Consider the following 15,282-nt stretch of genomic DNA (forward strand, 5'->3'; position numbering starts at 1 on the left):
ATACTGGCAGAAATAACAGTTCTACAGCTTCCCCAGCACTGCCTCATAACCTGTGGGGTTTGCCCTCGAAGAGACCAGCCCTGCCAACCCATGACTCAGTGCATCATCCCCAGCTCGGCATCAGATCGGCACGCTGAGCTTCCGCTTCGTCTTGAACTGGGTTGAATCGCATAGTTTCCACGCCAGCGGGACCCAGACCGTCGAAGGGTTTTTGTGGTCAGCATCGCCGAATCTATGTGTTACTGATTTCTCATGAAAGTAACTTTATTCTCCAAACTGTTTATTTTTCTATCTAGAGATGAAATTTTTAGATCAAGTTTTAGGTTGGCGTTATTGAGTTCGTACATGTTCTGAACTCCTGGATTTACGTTGTAAAAGTGTTTTACAGCGCTTTCAGCTTGTTGTGCGTCGACGATTTGCTTGAACGCAGCGTCAGAGTTCCGGTGACCGCTCGCTGCTATTTCATTTTTAACTCGGGCATTTTGTAAAAGGTCATCCAGTTTTTTAAGATTGCCTGGCTTGTGGTATGAATAATTCAAAACCTTGTTTTGATCTTCTCTCAGGCGAGGTTCATACGGCGTCAGCTTGGCGCGTTTTTGTTTTAATATATCTAGCTCAGACCTACGTTCTGGCGGCAAAGGTGCGAAGGTTACTTCTTTTTGGGGGGCAGGGACTGCCGAACCGTTTTTTCCCCCTTGGACATGACCTGAGGGGTCTAAATGATTAATTGGGTCTCCAGCGCAATAGGCATATCCGTTAATGCCTCCGTCATCGAAGGGGCTTAGCGAATCAGGAGATAAAAATCGCATCAGTATGGGACTAAACACCCGATAGCCATTGCCCAGTACATAGCTTTCAGACCCTGTGTCGAGCCGTTCTGCATTAAAACCTAAGACAGTGCTTGACGAGGGGAGAGTTAGATCGTAACCGTAAGCAGTGAATGCATGGACTTCTGTTTTTTGGGGGGCATGCAACCTGAGCACCGAACCGCCATTTTCTACTGCCAACAGTCCAGTACCCAATAGTGTATCGGTATTTCGTTGTGCAAGTGGAATGTCAGGAGTTTGTATGCTCCTGGATATCTGGCCACCTTGCTGTACGCTGGAGAGCTTGCCGCTTTGGTAGAAGTAATGGACAGTGCCTTCGCGTTTCATGGGATATCCATAATAATTGGTGAGAAATGTAATGCTTTGATAAATGTAGCTATGCGTTATTGGTTTAACAACTAGCAAAAATGATAGGTGCTTGGGTCGAGCGATTACCACCAGGCTGGGAGCTAGGTGTATGGTTTCGGAATGAGAGGGTGCGGATTGACAGTGAGGGTTGGGCCTGTCAGTTAGCGGGGCCGCTGCGCGGCCCTTCGCGGGCAAGCCCGCACACAAGGGTACGCGACATACCCCGATACGCGGCCTGGAACAAACCACCAATCCTCCAGTCGAATGCCTCGTTTCCCAGGCCATCCCGGCCCACGAGGTCCCTCCCGATGAAAGCATTCACCCTGGCAACCCTGATGACCCTGGCCGCAAGCCCGGTGTTCGCCTTCAACCTCAGCGATGCCGCCAATGCAGTGTCGGCCATGCAGAACCAAAAACAACAGGGCCAGGTCCAGGCGCCCGAGGCGCAGGCCAATTTGCTCAATACCTTGGGTAGTGAACTCAAGATCACCCCGGAACAGGCCGTGGGCGGGGCGGGGGCGATGCTGGGTTTGGCGCGCAATAACCTGAGTTCCGACGACTACGGTCAGTTGACCAAGGCCGTGCCTGGGCTGGACTTGCTGTCCGGTGCCAATGCGCTGGGCGGGTTGAGTGGGTTGGGTGAGCTGCTGGGCAAGAACAGCGAAAGCCAGTCGGCGTTGAACAATGCGCTGGGCAACAACGTCGAGAACCGCAGTGACCTGGACAGCGCGTTCAAGGCGTTGGGCATGGATACCGGGATGATCGGGCAGTTTGCGCCGTTGATTCTGCAGTACCTGGGGCAGCAGGGGATTGCCGGGGCGTTGTTGCAGAATCTGGGGAGTTTGTGGACTACACCGGCGCCTCTGACCCAACCTTCGGTCTGAAGGCAGGACGCGGGCCCTGTGGGAGCGGGTTTACCCGCGAATGCGATAGTGACTTCACCGCCGCCTTCGCGGGTAAACCCGCTCCCACAGTTACAATGTTGCTCAAGTGGCTTCTGTGAAGTCCACCAAGCGCACCGGGCGGCGGAAGCCGGCGGTCAGTACCGCCAGGTATGCAAGGCCCAGAGCAAACCAGCACAGCCCAATCACCATGGTCAGCGCCGACAGGCTGGTCCATAGCCACAGCGTCAGGCCCAATCCCACCAGCGGTACCGCGCCATAGCACAGCAGCCCCTTGAGGTTACGCTGGGCCCCGTCATCCATCAGGTGCGTCTTCACCACCGCCAGGTTCACCGCCGAGAACGCCACCAGCGCGCCAAAGCTGATCAGCGAGGCGAGGGTGGACAGGTCGATCACCAGCGCCAACAGCGAAAACGCCGACACCAGCAAAATGGCGAACACCGGCGTGCCAAAACGCGGCGACAGGTAACCGAACGTGCGCTGCGGCAGCACATTGTCGCGCCCCATGGTGAACAGGATGCGCGACACCGCTGCCTGCGAGGCCAGTGCCGAACCCAGGCTGCCGGCGACGAAGGCGGCGGTGAAGAAGTTGGCGAGGAATTGCCCGCCTGCCTTGAACATCACTTCATTAGCCGCCGCATCGGCGTTTGCAAACGTGCTGCCCGGCAGCACCAGCTGGCTGACGTAGGCCAGCGCGGTGAACAGTACGCCGGCGAAGAGCGTGGTGAGGATGATCGCCCGTGGCACGTCGCGGCGGGCATCGCGGCATTCTTCGGCGAGGGTGGAGACGGCATCGAAGCCGAGGAACGACAGGCACAGTACTGCGGCGCCCGCCATCAGCGGGCCAAAGCCAGGTTGTGTGCCGTCACCCATCAGCGGCGAGAACAGGTCTAGCGGTTGGCCGGCCAGGGTCTGGCAGGACAAGGCCACGAATACCCCGATAAACACGATCTGCGCACCGACGATCAGGTTGCTGGTTTTAGCCACCGAGTTGATGCCGACTACGTTGAGCACGGTCACCAGGGCGATGGAGGCGAGCACGAAGGCCCAGGCGGGCACAGCCGGGAAGGCGATGTTGAGGAACAGGCCGATCAGCAGGTAGTTGATCATCGGCAGGAACAAGTAATCGAGCAGCAGCGACCAACCCGCCAGGAAACCAACGTTCTGGCCGAAGGCCATGTTGGTGTAGGAGTACGCCGAGCCCGCAACCGGGAAGCGTTTGACCATGAAACTGTAGGACGCGGCGGTGAACAGCATGGCCACCAGCGTAACCAGGTAGGCGCCAGCGGTGCGGCCACCGGTGAGTTCGGTGACGATGCCGTAGGTGGTGAAGATGGTCAGCGGGACCATGTACACCAGGCCGAAGAAGACCAGGGCGGGCAGGCCCAGGACGCGACGAAGTTGGGCGGGGGCGGAGCAAGGTTGGTTGGCCATCGATCGATCCAGGCAATTTTTTGTAGTTGTGCTTTGATCGATTTTTATCCACTTAGGTGGAGGGTGACAAAGAAGTAATCCTTATGTTGATTATTAGCCTGGGTTTTAATCGGATTTGTGCTGTGCCTGTGCAGGCCTCTTCGCGGGCAAGCCCGCTCCCACAGGTTCACTACAGGTCTTGAGAGCGGTGGTAGAACTGTGGGAGCGGGCTTGCCCCGCGAAGAGGCCGGACCAGCCAACATGGCCTAGCGCAATTCTCCGCGCAACTCCTCGATACGCTGGTCTTTTTCCAACCACAACTGGTTCACCCAAGCCTGCACGGTCTGCCGGAAGGCCGGGTCATTTTCATAATCCCCATCCCACAACGCCGGGTCCAACTCACGCACCTGAATGTCGATAATCACCCGGCTAATGCTGCCATTGAGCAAGTCCCAGAACCCCGGCGCCTGGTTGCCCGGGTAAACGATGGTCACGTCCAGCAGCGCATCCAGCTGCTCGCCCAGCGCCGCCAGCACAAACGCCACGCCGCCGGCCTTGGGCTTGAGCAGGTAGCGGTAAGGCGATTGCTGCTCCTGGCGCTTGGCCTCGGTGAAGCGCGTGCCTTCCAGGTAGTTGACCACGGTCACCGGCTGGCGCTTGAACAGCTCACAGGCGGCCTTGGTGATCTCCAGGTCCTTGCCCTTGAGCTCGGGGTGCTTGTCCAGAAAGGCCTTGCTGTAGCGCTTCATGAACGGGTAATCCAGCCCCCACCAGGCTAGGCCCAGCAGTGGCACCCAAATCAGCTCCTTCTTGAGGAAGAACTTGAAGAACGGCGTGCGGCGGTTGAGGCTTTCGATCAGCGCGGGGATGTCGACCCAGGTCTGGTGGTTGCTCACGGCCAGGTACGAGGTGTCCTTGCGCAGGCGGTCGACGCCCCGGATATCCCACTGGGTGGGGATGCACAGGGCGAAAATCGCCTTGTCGATCTCTGACCAGGTTTCGGCGACCCACATCACCGCCGCAGAGGCATAGTCACGGCCACGGCCCGGCAGCACCAGCTTGAGCAGGGCAAAGACCAGCAGCGGGCAGATCAACACCACGGTGTTGAGCAGCAGCAGGAGGGTTGTGAGAATGCCGGTCAGCAGGCGACGCATAAAGGAACTCTTGTAGTGAGATAAAAACAGCCGGCAATGATAAGCAGCGATGCGGCCTACGCCAAATGCCCAATGCCCAGCGGCGAGGACAAATGTTTCACATTGTGTTGATTACCGTGTACAGACGAACCTATTCAACTCATGCAGTCTAAGCACTGTCTGCACTCAAGGAAGCGTAACCTGTGAAATCACTGCTTGCCCTGTTGTCACTGTTCGCCTTGCCGGTCATGGCCGCCGAGCCGACGATTTATGGCCGTTACGAAAACATCGCCCTGCCGGAGATTGGCGAGACCTTGAAGGCCAAGATGGACACCGGTGCCTTCACCGCATCGCTGTCGGCCAAAGACATCGAGCTGTTCACCCGCGATGGCGATGAGTGGGTACGCTTCCGCCTGGCGACCAAAGAGTCCGACGGCAAGGTTTACGAGCACAAGGTCTCGCGCATCAGCAAGATCAAGGGCCGTGCCGACGAAGAGGAAGAGGGCGATGCGCCGGAAATCTCCAAGCGCCCGGTGGTCGACCTGGAGCTGTGCCTGGGTGATGTGAAGCGCACGGTCGAAGTGAACCTGGTGGACCGCAGCAGTTTCAACTACCCGCTGTTGATCGGTTCCAAAGCGTTGCGTGAGTTCAAGGCAGCGGTCAACCCGGCCAAGAAGTTCACCGCCGGCAAGCCGGACTGCTGACCAACATTTCACCCGTTCCTCCGTGTAGGAGCAGCCTTGTGCTGCGAAGAGGCCATGCCAGACGCAGCAAATGTGCTGACGATACCGGCCTTTTCGCAGCACAAGGCTGCTCCTACAATGTCCAGCTACGCCCCCAGCCAGGCCGGACACCATGCCCCATATCCTCATCGTCGAAGACGAAGCCGCCATCGCCGACACCCTGGTCTACGCCCTGCAGGTCGACGGCCACAGCACCGAGTGGGTGACCCTGGGCGGCGCCGCCCTCGACCAGCAGCGCCAGCGCCCGGCCGACCTGATCATCCTCGACATCGGCCTGCCTGATATCAGTGGTTTCGAAACCTGCCGCCAACTGCGCCGCTTCAGCGAGGTGCCGGTGATGTTCCTCAGCGCCCGCGATGGCGAAATCGACCGGGTGGTGGGCCTTGAGATCGGCGCCGACGACTACGTGGTCAAACCCTTCAGCCCCCGCGAGGTGGCGGCACGGGTGCGGGCCATCCTTAAACGCATGGCACCACGTGTTGAGCCCGCCGCCGCGGCAACGCTGTTCCAGCTCGACACCCTGCGCATGCAGATCAGCTACCGTAACCAGCCGCTGAGCCTGACCCGCCACGAGTTTCGTTTGCTGCAGTGCCTGCTGGAACAGCCCCAGCGGGTGTTCAGCCGCGAGCAACTGCTCGATGCCCTGGGCGTGGCGTCTGACGTGGGCTACGAGCGCACCATCGACAGCCACATCAAGAGCCTGCGGGCCAAGTTGCGCCTGGTCGCCAGCGAGGCAGAACCGATCCAGACCCACCGCGGCCTCGGCTACAGTTACAGCCCGGATCACGCCTGATGCGCCTGGGTATCCGGATCTTCCTGGTGTACTTCCTGTTCGTCGGGCTGGCGGGGTACTTCCTGCTTAACACGGTGCGCGAACAGATCCGCCCGGTGGTGCGCCAATCGTCCGAAGAAACCTTGGTCGACACCGCCAACCTGCTGGCGGAGATTTTGCACGATGACGTCAAGGCCGGCACCCTCGGGCAAAGCCGCTTGCCCGAAGTACTCAAGGCTTACGGTTCGCGCAGCCCGGGCGCGCAGATCTGGGGCTTGGCGAAGAACCAGGTCAGCCACCGCATCTATGTGACCGACGCCAAAGGCATCGTGCTGCTCGACTCCAGCGGTGAGGACCTGGGCAAGGATTACTCGAAGTGGAATGACGTTTACCTCACCCTGCGCGGCGAGTACGGCGCCCGCTCCACGCGCAGTGTCGCCGATGACGAAAGCACTTCGGTGATGCATGTGGCCGCGCCGATCATCGATGACGGCCAGATCATCGGCGTGGTTACCGTGGCCAAGCCCAACAGTTCGCTGCAACCCTACATCGACCGCTCCGAGCAGCGTTTGCTCACGTTGGGCCTGGGCCTGATCGGCCTGGGCTTGTTGATTGGCGCAGCGCTGTCGTGGTGGCTGGCGCGCTCGCTGCGCAGGCTGGCCCGTTACGCCCAGGCGGTCAGCGAAGGTGAGCGGGCGGCGCTGCCGCATTACAAGGGCGGTGAGCTGGCGCACCTGGCCAATGCAGTGGAGCGCATGCGCACGCAGCTGGAAGGCAAGGCCTACGTCGAGCGCTATGTGCACACCTTGACCCACGAGCTGAAAAGCCCGCTGGCGGCCATCCGCGGTGCCTCCGAGTTGTTGCAGGGCGATATGCCGGCTGAGCAGCGGGCGCGCTTTGCCGGCAACATCGAGCGCGAAAGCGAGCGCCTGCAGCAGATGATCGAACGCCTGCTCAACCTCGCCCGCGTGGAGCAGATGCAAGCGCTGGAGGATGAACAGCAGGTGGCGTTGGCGGCACTGGTCGACGAATTGCTGTTGGCCCATGCGGCGCGCATCGAAGCGGCGGGCCTGCAGGTGCGGCAGCGGGTGCCGGCCGGTTTGCGGTTGTTGTGCGATCCGTTTCTGATGCGCCAGGCGTTGGCGAACCTGCTCGACAATGCGCTGGACTTTACCCCGGCCGGTGGGGCGTTGTTGTTCGAGCTTGAGCGCGACGGTGGGCGGGTGGCGTTGAGCCTGTTCAACCAGGGGCAGGCGATACCGGCGTATGCCATTGGGCGGGTGAGTGAGCGCTTTTACTCGCTGCCGCGGCCGGGGAGTGGGCGCAAGAGCACCGGGCTGGGGCTGAATTTTGTGGCCGAGGTGATGCAACTTCATGGCGGTTCGCTTGCAGTCGATAACGTCGATGGCGGGGTGCGGGTAAGGTTGTGGCTGCCGGTGCGGCGTATCAGCTGAAAACACGGAATCTCCACACAGTCTCCTCAAGGTCTCCACGCAAGGCGCAGACACTGCGCCCACTGCCAAAGGAGGCCCTATGAACAAGACCCTTGGATTCAAGCTCGGCATGATTGCCCTGCTGATGGTGCTGTTGCTGATCCCCCTGCTGATGATCAGCGGCCTCATCGACGAGCGCCAGACCCTGCGTGACAGCGTAGTACGTGACATCGCCCAGAGCGCCAGCTTCGACCAGCAACTCAGTGGCCCGCTGCTGGTGGTGCCTTACCGCAAGTACCAGCGCCGCTGGATCGACAAGGACGGCGAGCGTACCCAGGAGACCAGCAGCATCGCCGGCCACCTGTACTTCCTGCCGGAAACCTTCGAGGCCGATCTGGGTGTCGACACCGAGCTGCGATCACGCGGCATCTACCAGGCGCGGCTGTTTCACGCCAAAGGCCGCATCAGTGGCCGCTTCAAGCTCCCCGAACGCTGGGGCATCGACAAGGATTTTGAAGACTACCGGTTCGACAAGCCCTTTCTGGTGGTGGGCATCAGCGACATTCGTGGCATCGAGAATGGCCTGGAGCTGACGCTCGACGAGCGCAAGTTGCCCTTTGAAGCGGGGACCGGGCTCGACTGGATGCGCGGTGGCGTGCATGCCAGCGTGCCAGGGCTGGATGGCCTGCAAGCGCGGGAGTTCAGCTACGGCTTCGACCTGGCGCTGCAAGGCACTGGCCAGTTGCATGTATTGCCGGTAGGCCGTACCAGCAGTGTGGATATGCGCGCCAACTGGCCGCACCCAAGCTTCATCGGCAGTTACCTGCCCAGCCGTCGCGACATCGATGCCCAAGGCTTCACTGCCCACTGGCAGACGTCGTTCTTCGCCACCAACCTTGAAGATGCCCTACGCCAGTGCGCCACGGCCGGGCAATGTGAGGACTTCAGCGAGCGTACCTTTGGCGTCAGCTTTGTCGACCCGGTTGATCAGTACCTGAAGAGCGAGCGGGCGATCAAATACGCGCTGCTGTTCATTGCCCTGACCTTTGCCGGCTTCTTCCTGTTCGAGGTGCTGAAGAACCTCAGCGTGCACCCGGTGCAGTACATCCTGGTGGGTGTGGCGTTGGCGTTTTTCTACCTGCTGTTGCTGTCGATGTCCGAACACATCGGCTTTGGCCCGGCGTATGGGCTGTCGGCTTCGGCCTGCGTGTTGCTGATTGGCTTCTACCTGAGCCACGTGCTGCGCAGCCTGGGGCGTGGGGTTGGGTTTGCGGCGGGGTTAGCGGCGTTGTACGGGATGCTTTATGGGCTGCTCAGCGCCGAGGACTACGCGCTGTTGATGGGGTCGTTGCTGTGCTTTGGTTTGTTGGGCGTGTTCATGGTGCTGACCCGGCGGCTGGACTGGGCGCGGGTGGGGAGGGCGGCATGAGGGAGGACAGAGAAATCGGGCGGTGGTTGGCACGCAGGATTGGGCAGTTGTTTCCTGTGATACCGAGGTAAGGCATTCGCAGCACAAGGCTGCTCCTACAGGGCGCGCGCTACCGTGTAGGAGCAGCCTTGTGCTGCGAAGAGGCCCGTCAGGCCGCTGGAGAGGTAGCAACCATCGACGGCCGCTGGGCCACCTCGGCATACCACTTCGCCAGCCCAGGCTGGCGCTCACGCCAACCAAATTCAGGCTGACGCAAATCCAGGTACCCCAGCGCACAGGCAACACCAATGGCAGCCAGATCAAAGCCCGAAATCAGCTCCGCCAGATGTTCCTGCTCCAGGTTGGCCAGGCTGCGGCGTATTTTGTCGCCCTGCGCCTCGAGCCAGCCATCCCAGCGCTTGTCCTCAGGCCGCAGGAAGCTCTCATAGCGGCTCGACACCGCCGCATCCATGATCGCATCAGCCTGCGACGCCAAGGTCATGCGCCGCCAGCGCGCCGAGCCTTCACGCGGCAGCAATGGCAGGCCGACGTGCTGCAGGTCGAGGTACTCGCAAATCACCCGGCTGTCGTGCAGCACCGTGCCGTCGTCCAGGCGCAGGGCCGGGATCTTGCCGATCGGGTTGCCCTGGTTGAGCTGGTCATCACCACTCACGGGGCTGATGTTCACCGGCTGCAGGGTGACGCGGTCAAGCTGGCCGGTCTCGTGCAGCACCACCATGACCTTGCGCACGAAGGGCGACAGCGGCGAGTGGAACAGGGTCATCGTGGCCATGGTTCAGTTGCCCTGCAGGCTGGGTGGCAGGCACACACCGGTACCGCCAATACCGCAGTAGCCGTCCGGGTTCTTGGCCAGGTACTGCTGGTGGTAGGCCTCGGCGAAGTACACGGTCGGGGCCTGGTCGATCTCGGTGGTGATCTCACCGAAACCGGCCTTGTTCAGCTCGGCCTGGAAGGCGTCGCGGCTGGCCTTGGCTTCTTCGAGCTGCTGCGGCGAGGTGCAGTAGATGGCCGAGCGGTACTGGGTGCCGACGTCGTTGCCCTGGCGCATGCCCTGGGTTGGGTTGTGCAGTTCCCAGAACATGGCCAGCAGCTCGCGGTAGCTGACCTTGTCCTTGTCGAACACCACCAGCACCACTTCGGTGTGGCCGGTCAGGCCGGAACAGACTTCTTCGTACGTGGGGTTGGGGGTGAAGCCGCCGGCATAGCCGACCACCGTGCTGACCACGCCTTCACGCTGCCAGAAGCGGCGCTCGGCGCCCCAGAAACAGCCCAGGCCGAAGATGGCGAAGTCGATGGCACCTTCGAAGAAGGGGCCCAGCAGGGGGGTGCCTTCGAACACATAGTGGAACTCGGGCAGCGACATTGGCGTTTCGCGGCCAGGCAGGGCCTGCTCCGCGGTTGGCATGACGTTTTTGTTCACCAGGATTTCCGAACGCAGGACCATGGCCGTTCCTCTGTGTTTTTTCAGTTGGATTGGTGGTGAGGCCTTCGCAGCACAAGGCTGCTCCTACAGGGAGCGCGCACTGCTGCAAAAGGGCCCGAATGGGCTCTATAGTGCCCGAGGTTAACGCTGCTGTCAGGCCATTGGACCGCGCGGATAGCGCTTCAGTCGCTCGGCCAGTTCACGCCCCGGAATCGGCCGATCGAACAGGTACCCCTGGCCCACGTCGCACCGGTGCCGGCGCAGAAACGCCAGCTGCGCCGGGGTCTCGATCCCTTCGGCAACTACCTTGAGCTTGAGGTTGTGGGCCATGGCCACCACCGCCGAGGTGATTTCCATGTCGTCCTGGTTATCCGGGATTTCGTTGATGAAGCTGCGGTCGATCTTGATGATGTCGATCGGAAACTTCTTCAAGTAGCTCAACGACGAATAGCCCGTGCCGAAGTCGTCCATCGCCAGGGTCAAGCCCAGGGCCTTGAGCTCGTCGAGCTGGCGGTGGGTGTCTTCGGTCGCTTCCAGCAGCAGGCCTTCGGTCAGCTCCAGCTCCAGCAGGTGCGAGGGCAGCGCTTCTTCCTTGAGGATCGAACTGATCGAGGCTACCAGGTCCGGGTCGGAGAATTGCTTGGGCGACAGGTTGATGGCCACGTGCAAGTTGCCCAGGCCGGCCTCGCGCAGTTGCTGGCTCATGCGGCACGACTGGCGCACCACCCACTTGCCGATTGGGATGATCAGGCCGGTTTCCTCGGCCACGCTGATGAACTGGTCCGGGCGGATCATGCCGCGCTCGGGGTGGTTCCAGCGCAGCAGTGCTTCCAACCCTAGCAGGCGGCCGCTGCGCAGGCACAGCTTGGGCTGGTAGAACACTTCCAGTTCGTTCTGGGTCAGGGCGCGTCGCAGGTTGTTCTCGACGAACAGCTTGTAACTGGCCTCGGCATTGAGCACTTCGGTGAACACCTGCACTTGGTGCTTGCCGTTGGCCTTGGCCTTGTGCAGCGCCAGGCCTGCGTTTTTCATCAGGCTCGCCGGGTCGATGCCGTGCAGCGGCGCGCAGGCAAGGCCCACCGAGGCGGTGACGTTGATCAGCTGGTTGTCGACGAACATCGGCTTGTCGAGGGTGTGCAGCAACTGCTGGGCGACGTCCTGGCCGTCTTCCAGGCGGGTGTCGTCGAGCAGCACAGCGAACTCGTTGCTGGCGAAACGCGCCAGGATGCCACCGGCGCTTAGGCTGTTGCGCAGTCGGCGGGCCAGGCTGACCAACAGCTTGTCGCCGGTCTGGTGGCCGAGGCTGTCGTTGATGCGCTTGAAGTTGTCGATGTCCACCAGCAGCAGGCACATCGAGCTCTCGCTGTTACGGGCAAAGCGCTCGTCGAGGCTGCGGATGAACGCCGGGCGGTTGCCCAGGTTGGTCAGGTTGTCGGTGTAGGCCAGGCGCTCGATGCGCTGTTGGGCCAGCTTGGTCTGGGTGACGTCTTCGTAGATGCCGATGTAGTGGGTCAGCTCACGGTTGTCGCCATACACCTTGGATATCGACAGTTGGCCCCAGTAGGGTTCGAGGTTTTTGCGCCGGCTTTTGAATTCGCCTTGCCAGCTGTTGCCCATGGCCAGGCTCGACGGCGAATCGAACAGCAGCTCGCTGAGGTTTTCCAGGGCTGGCAGCTCGGCCAGTTGGCGGCCCTGGACTTCATCGGTGCTGTACTGGGTGATCGCCGTGAAGCTTGGGTTGACGTATTCCACCACACCGTCGCGGTTGACCAGCAAAAAGGCACTGGCGCTTTGTTCCACCGCGCGCTGGAACAGGTGCAGGGCGCTGGCCGCAGTGCGTCGGTTGTGGTTGGTGATGACCTGGGCGAACTGGTCGGCCAGCTCACCGGCAAAGGCGATTTCATCGGACTGCCAGGCCCGCGGCTGGCCACTTTGCTCCAGGCACAACACCCCGATTACCTGGCCATCGACGCGCACGCTGGCATCGAGCATGGCTTTGTTGTCGGGGCGCAGGCTCTGGGTCAGGGCGCGGGTGCGCGGGTCGTGGTTGGCGTTGTGGGCGTCGATGGCGCGGCTGGCGTGCAGGGCGTCGAGGTAGTCGGGAAAGTGGCTGGCATCGATGGCTTCGGGCAGGCGATGCTCCTGCTCGTGGCGGTACCAGGCACTGATCGGCTCCAGGCGCTGGCCTTCCAGGTGCCAGATGCTGGCGCTGTCGACCTTGTAGATCTCACAGGCGCTCTGGGTGATCAGCTCGGCGGCTTCGAGCAGCGAGTTTTCTGCGCTGTAACGCTGGCGGGCCAGGCGCAGGATCAGGTCTTGCTGGCCGCGCACACGCTCCAGGTGTTCAAGCTGTTCTTGCTGGGCGCGCTGGTTGAGCTGCAGGGCCAGTTGCAGGCGGTTGTTGCGCGACTCCAAGTCACTGGCGTCGGGGTCGGCGGCGTCTTCGGGCGGGTCGTCGAGTACGCTCAGGTAGCCGCGCAGCAGTTGCCGGTTGTGTTGCCTGTAGGCTTCCCCGGCCTCCAGCAGGCGCAGTGACGCGCCAGGGGCATGCAAGGTGTAGCGCACGCGGTAGTAGCCACGGCGGGCAAGCTGCGACTGGATCTCGTCGTGCAGCCTGTAGCGGGCTTCGGGTTCCATCAGGCTGGCATAGGGCGAATCGACCAAAGCGCACAGCTCGCCTGCCTGCAGGCCGAACTGGCGTTCGCAGGTGGGGTCGAGGTAGAGCATGGCCCAGGTGGCTTCGTTGAGCCTTTCGAAACGCAGCATGCCGAGCCGCGAGGGCACGGGTAGCTGCGTGACGACCTCGGCCGCCACACGGCTGGCGGCATCGGGTTGGCTTTTCATCGAAGACTCGCTTGAAGAGGGAAACACGGCCTGGTCGGCGGCGTATCTGGCAAGGTTGCATCATGTCCCGAGGGCTGGCAAGCGGCCATGTGTGATGCTGTGTACGGGTTATCGGCAGAGGTACCACAAACTATAGGCGCGCCCCTTGTAGGAGCAGCCTTGTGCTGCGAAGAGGCCCTGCCAGGCGCTGGAAATGTTGGCGGTGGTACCGGCCCTTTCGCAGCACAAGGCTGCTCCTACAAAAAAACCGGTGAGGTGTGAGCCGCAGGCAAAAAAAAGCCCCGCCAAATGACGGGGTTGAGGTACGAGCGTGGCAGCTCGAAAAGGGTACTGCCCCTCTTGCGAGGGGCAGCGTGCCGCCTTACAGCAGCAGGGTGCGGATATCCGCCAGCACGTCGCCCAGGCGCTTGGTGAAGCGCGCGGCGGCAGCGCCGTTGATCACACGGTGATCGTAGGACAGCGACAGCGGCAGCATCAGCTTCGGCTGGAAGGCTTTGCCATCCCAGACTGGCTGCATGGTTGCCTTCGAAACGCCCAGGATCGCCACCTCAGGCGCGTTGACGATCGGCGTGAAGCCGGTGCCGCCAATGTGGCCGAGGCTGGAGATGGTGAAGCAGGCGCCTTGCATGTCGTCGGCCGACAGCTTTTTGGTGCGCGCCTTCTCGGCCAGTGCAGCGGCTTCGGCAGCCAGTTGCAGCAGGCTCTTCTGGTCGACGTTCTTGATCACAGGGACCAGCAGGCCATCCGGGGTGTCCACGGCAAAGCCGATGTTCACGTACTTCTTGCGGATGATCGCCTTGCCGCTTGGCGCCAGCGAGCTGTTGAAGTCCGGCATTTCCTTGAGCAGGAATGCGCTGGCCTTGAGCAGCAGTGGCAGCACGGTCAGCTTGACGCCAGCCTTCTCGGCCACGGCCTTCTGCGCCACGCGGAAGGCTTCCAGCTCGGTGATGTCGGCGGAGTCGAACTGGGTCACGTGCGGCACGTTCAGCCAGCTGCGGTGCAGGTTGGCGGCACCGACCTGCATCAGGCGGGTCAGGGCCACTTCTTCCACTTCACCGAACTTGCTGAAGTCCACGGCAGGGATTGGCGGGATGCCAGCGCCGCCGGTTGCGCCGGCGGCTGCCGGGGCTTCCTTGGCCTTCTGCATCATCGCTTTGACGTAAACCTGCACGTCTTCTTTCAGGATGCGGCCATGCGGGCCGGTGGCCGCGACAGCGCCCAACTCGACACCGAATTCACGGGCCAGCTGACGAACGGCTGGGCCAGCGTGAACCTTGGCGTTGTTGCCAGCAGCCGGCGCTGTAGCGACCGGAGCAGGGGCAGCAGCCGGGGCGGCAGCGGCAGGTGCGGCAGCAGGCGCAGCCTCAGCCTTGGCCGGTGCAGCAGCGGCCGGAGCCGGTGCGGCAGCCGGCGCTGCGCCAGCAACCTTCAGCTTGAAGATCAGGTCGCCAGTGCCGACTTCATCTTCCAGCTTGCACAGCACTTCTTCGACCACGCCAGCAGCAGGCGATGGGATCTCCATGGAGGCCTTGTCGGACTCCAGGGTGATCAGCGACTGGTCGGCTTCGACGGTGTCGCCGACCTTGACCAGCACTTCGATGATCTTGGCCTTGCCCGACGAGCCGATGTCCGGCACGTGGATGTCTTGCACGCTGGCGGCAGCCGGGGCTGCAGCAGGCGCAGGCGCAGCTTCGGCGGCCGGCTTTTCAGCGGCGGCCGGCGCAGCGGCAGGGGCAGGTGCGGCGGCTGGCGCCTCGGACGCCGCAGCGCCCTCGGCTTCCAGCACCAGCAGCTCGTCGCCTTCTTTCAGGCGATCGCCCAGCTTGACCTTCAGCTCTTTGATCACGCCGGCCTTAGGGGCCGGGATCTCCATGGAGGCCTTGTCGGACTCCAGGGTCAGCAGGCTCTGGTCAGCCTCGATACGGTCACCGACCTTGACGAACAGCTCGATGATTTCACCTTCACCGCTGCCGATGTCAGGTACGCGAATGAGTTCGCTCACTTAAAAATACTCC

The 15,282-nt window shown here is 61.8% G+C and carries 12 protein-coding genes; 5 read left to right on the plus strand and 7 right to left on the minus strand.

Annotation, left to right across the window (positions count from 1 at the left end; genetic code table 11):
* Nucleotides 1–239: 239 nt before the first annotated feature.
* Nucleotides 240–1,154 carry an RHS repeat-associated core domain-containing protein gene (locus GIB19_RS15805; RefSeq protein ID WP_274887152.1) on the minus strand — a complete coding sequence of 305 codons (915 nt, stop codon included), beginning with the start codon at nt 1,152–1,154 and terminating at the stop codon, nt 240–242.
* 329 nt (nt 1,155–1,483) lie between these two features.
* On the opposite strand from GIB19_RS15805, the gene GIB19_RS15810 reads away from it, so the two are divergent.
* Nucleotides 1,484–2,059, plus strand: a complete 576-nt coding sequence (locus GIB19_RS15810; protein ID WP_274887154.1) for a DUF2780 domain-containing protein — start codon at nt 1,484–1,486, stop codon at nt 2,057–2,059.
* Nucleotides 2,060–2,161: 102 nt separating this feature from the next.
* On the opposite strand, the gene GIB19_RS15815 is transcribed toward GIB19_RS15810, so the two are convergent.
* Complete coding sequence (locus tag GIB19_RS15815) at nt 2,162–3,511, minus strand: APC family permease (RefSeq protein WP_274887156.1); 1,350 nt, start codon at nt 3,509–3,511, stop codon at nt 2,162–2,164.
* Nucleotides 3,512–3,756: 245 nt separating this feature from the next.
* Nucleotides 3,757–4,644: an acyltransferase gene (locus GIB19_RS15820; RefSeq protein WP_099428125.1), complete on the minus strand. Its 888-nt coding sequence runs from the start codon at nt 4,642–4,644 to the stop codon at nt 3,757–3,759.
* A 182-nt stretch (nt 4,645–4,826) separates the two neighbouring features.
* Here GIB19_RS15820 and rloA2 point away from each other — a divergent pair, with 182 nt between their 5' ends.
* From rloA2 to creD, 4 genes are all read left to right on the plus strand, one after another.
* Nucleotides 4,827–5,327: a retropepsin-like aspartic peptidase RloA2 gene (gene rloA2 / locus GIB19_RS15825; protein WP_099428126.1), complete on the plus strand. Its 501-nt coding sequence runs from the start codon at nt 4,827–4,829 to the stop codon at nt 5,325–5,327.
* A gap of 151 nt (nt 5,328–5,478) precedes the next feature.
* A complete protein-coding gene (gene creB / locus GIB19_RS15830) occupies nt 5,479–6,159 on the plus strand; it encodes a two-component system response regulator CreB (protein WP_274887157.1) in 681 nt (226 codons plus the stop codon).
* Complete coding sequence (gene creC, locus GIB19_RS15835) at nt 6,159–7,592, plus strand: two-component system sensor histidine kinase CreC (protein WP_274887159.1); 1,434 nt, start codon at nt 6,159–6,161, stop codon at nt 7,590–7,592. The genes creB and creC overlap by 1 nt, the downstream gene beginning before the upstream one ends.
* Before the next feature lie 79 nt (nt 7,593–7,671).
* Nucleotides 7,672–9,000, plus strand: coding sequence for a cell envelope integrity protein CreD (creD, locus tag GIB19_RS15840; RefSeq protein ID WP_274887160.1), 1,329 nt, complete (start codon nt 7,672–7,674; stop codon nt 8,998–9,000).
* Between the two features lie 148 nt (nt 9,001–9,148).
* Here creD and GIB19_RS15845 read toward each other — a convergent pair whose 3' ends face one another.
* From GIB19_RS15845 to aceF, 4 genes are all read right to left on the minus strand, one after another.
* Nucleotides 9,149–9,772: a glutathione S-transferase gene (locus GIB19_RS15845; RefSeq protein WP_099428130.1), complete on the minus strand. Its 624-nt coding sequence runs from the start codon at nt 9,770–9,772 to the stop codon at nt 9,149–9,151.
* 3 nt (nt 9,773–9,775) lie between these two features.
* Nucleotides 9,776–10,444 carry a peptide-methionine (S)-S-oxide reductase MsrA gene (msrA, locus tag GIB19_RS15850; RefSeq protein WP_085274042.1) on the minus strand — a complete coding sequence of 223 codons (669 nt, stop codon included), beginning with the start codon at nt 10,442–10,444 and terminating at the stop codon, nt 9,776–9,778.
* A 132-nt stretch (nt 10,445–10,576) separates the two neighbouring features.
* The gene (locus GIB19_RS15855; protein ID WP_099428132.1) at nt 10,577–13,267 is read right to left on the minus strand and encodes a putative bifunctional diguanylate cyclase/phosphodiesterase; all 2,691 of its coding nucleotides are present in this window, start codon (nt 13,265–13,267) and stop codon (nt 10,577–10,579) included.
* A 361-nt stretch (nt 13,268–13,628) separates the two neighbouring features.
* Complete coding sequence (gene aceF, locus GIB19_RS15860) at nt 13,629–15,269, minus strand: dihydrolipoyllysine-residue acetyltransferase (protein ID WP_085274043.1); 1,641 nt, start codon at nt 15,267–15,269, stop codon at nt 13,629–13,631.
* Nucleotides 15,270–15,282 lie beyond the last annotated feature (13 nt).

It is taken from the genome of Pseudomonas sp. ITEM 17296 (genome assembly GCF_028895205.1).
Classification (GTDB): Bacteria; Pseudomonadota; Gammaproteobacteria; order Pseudomonadales; family Pseudomonadaceae; genus Aquipseudomonas; species Aquipseudomonas kermanshahensis.

Bases quoted from the DNA above. Each gene is read 5' to 3' on its own strand.
- GIB19_RS15805 (WP_274887152.1), bottom strand. From the start codon at position 1,154: ATGAAACGCGAAGGCACTGTCCATTACTTCTACCAAAGCGGCAAGCTC.
- GIB19_RS15810 (WP_274887154.1), top strand. From the start codon at position 1,484: ATGAAAGCATTCACCCTGGCAACCCTGATGACCCTGGCCGCAAGCCCG.
- GIB19_RS15815 (WP_274887156.1), bottom strand. From the start codon at position 3,511: ATGGCCAACCAACCTTGCTCCGCCCCCGCCCAACTTCGTCGCGTCCTG.
- GIB19_RS15820 (WP_099428125.1), bottom strand. From the start codon at position 4,644: ATGCGTCGCCTGCTGACCGGCATTCTCACAACCCTCCTGCTGCTGCTC.
- creB (WP_274887157.1), top strand. From the start codon at position 5,479: ATGCCCCATATCCTCATCGTCGAAGACGAAGCCGCCATCGCCGACACC.
- creC (WP_274887159.1), top strand. From the start codon at position 6,159: ATGCGCCTGGGTATCCGGATCTTCCTGGTGTACTTCCTGTTCGTCGGG.
- creD (WP_274887160.1), top strand. From the start codon at position 7,672: ATGAACAAGACCCTTGGATTCAAGCTCGGCATGATTGCCCTGCTGATG.
- GIB19_RS15845 (WP_099428130.1), bottom strand. From the start codon at position 9,772: ATGGCCACGATGACCCTGTTCCACTCGCCGCTGTCGCCCTTCGTGCGC.
- msrA (WP_085274042.1), bottom strand. From the start codon at position 10,444: ATGGTCCTGCGTTCGGAAATCCTGGTGAACAAAAACGTCATGCCAACC.
- GIB19_RS15855 (WP_099428132.1), bottom strand. From the start codon at position 13,267: ATGAAAAGCCAACCCGATGCCGCCAGCCGTGTGGCGGCCGAGGTCGTC.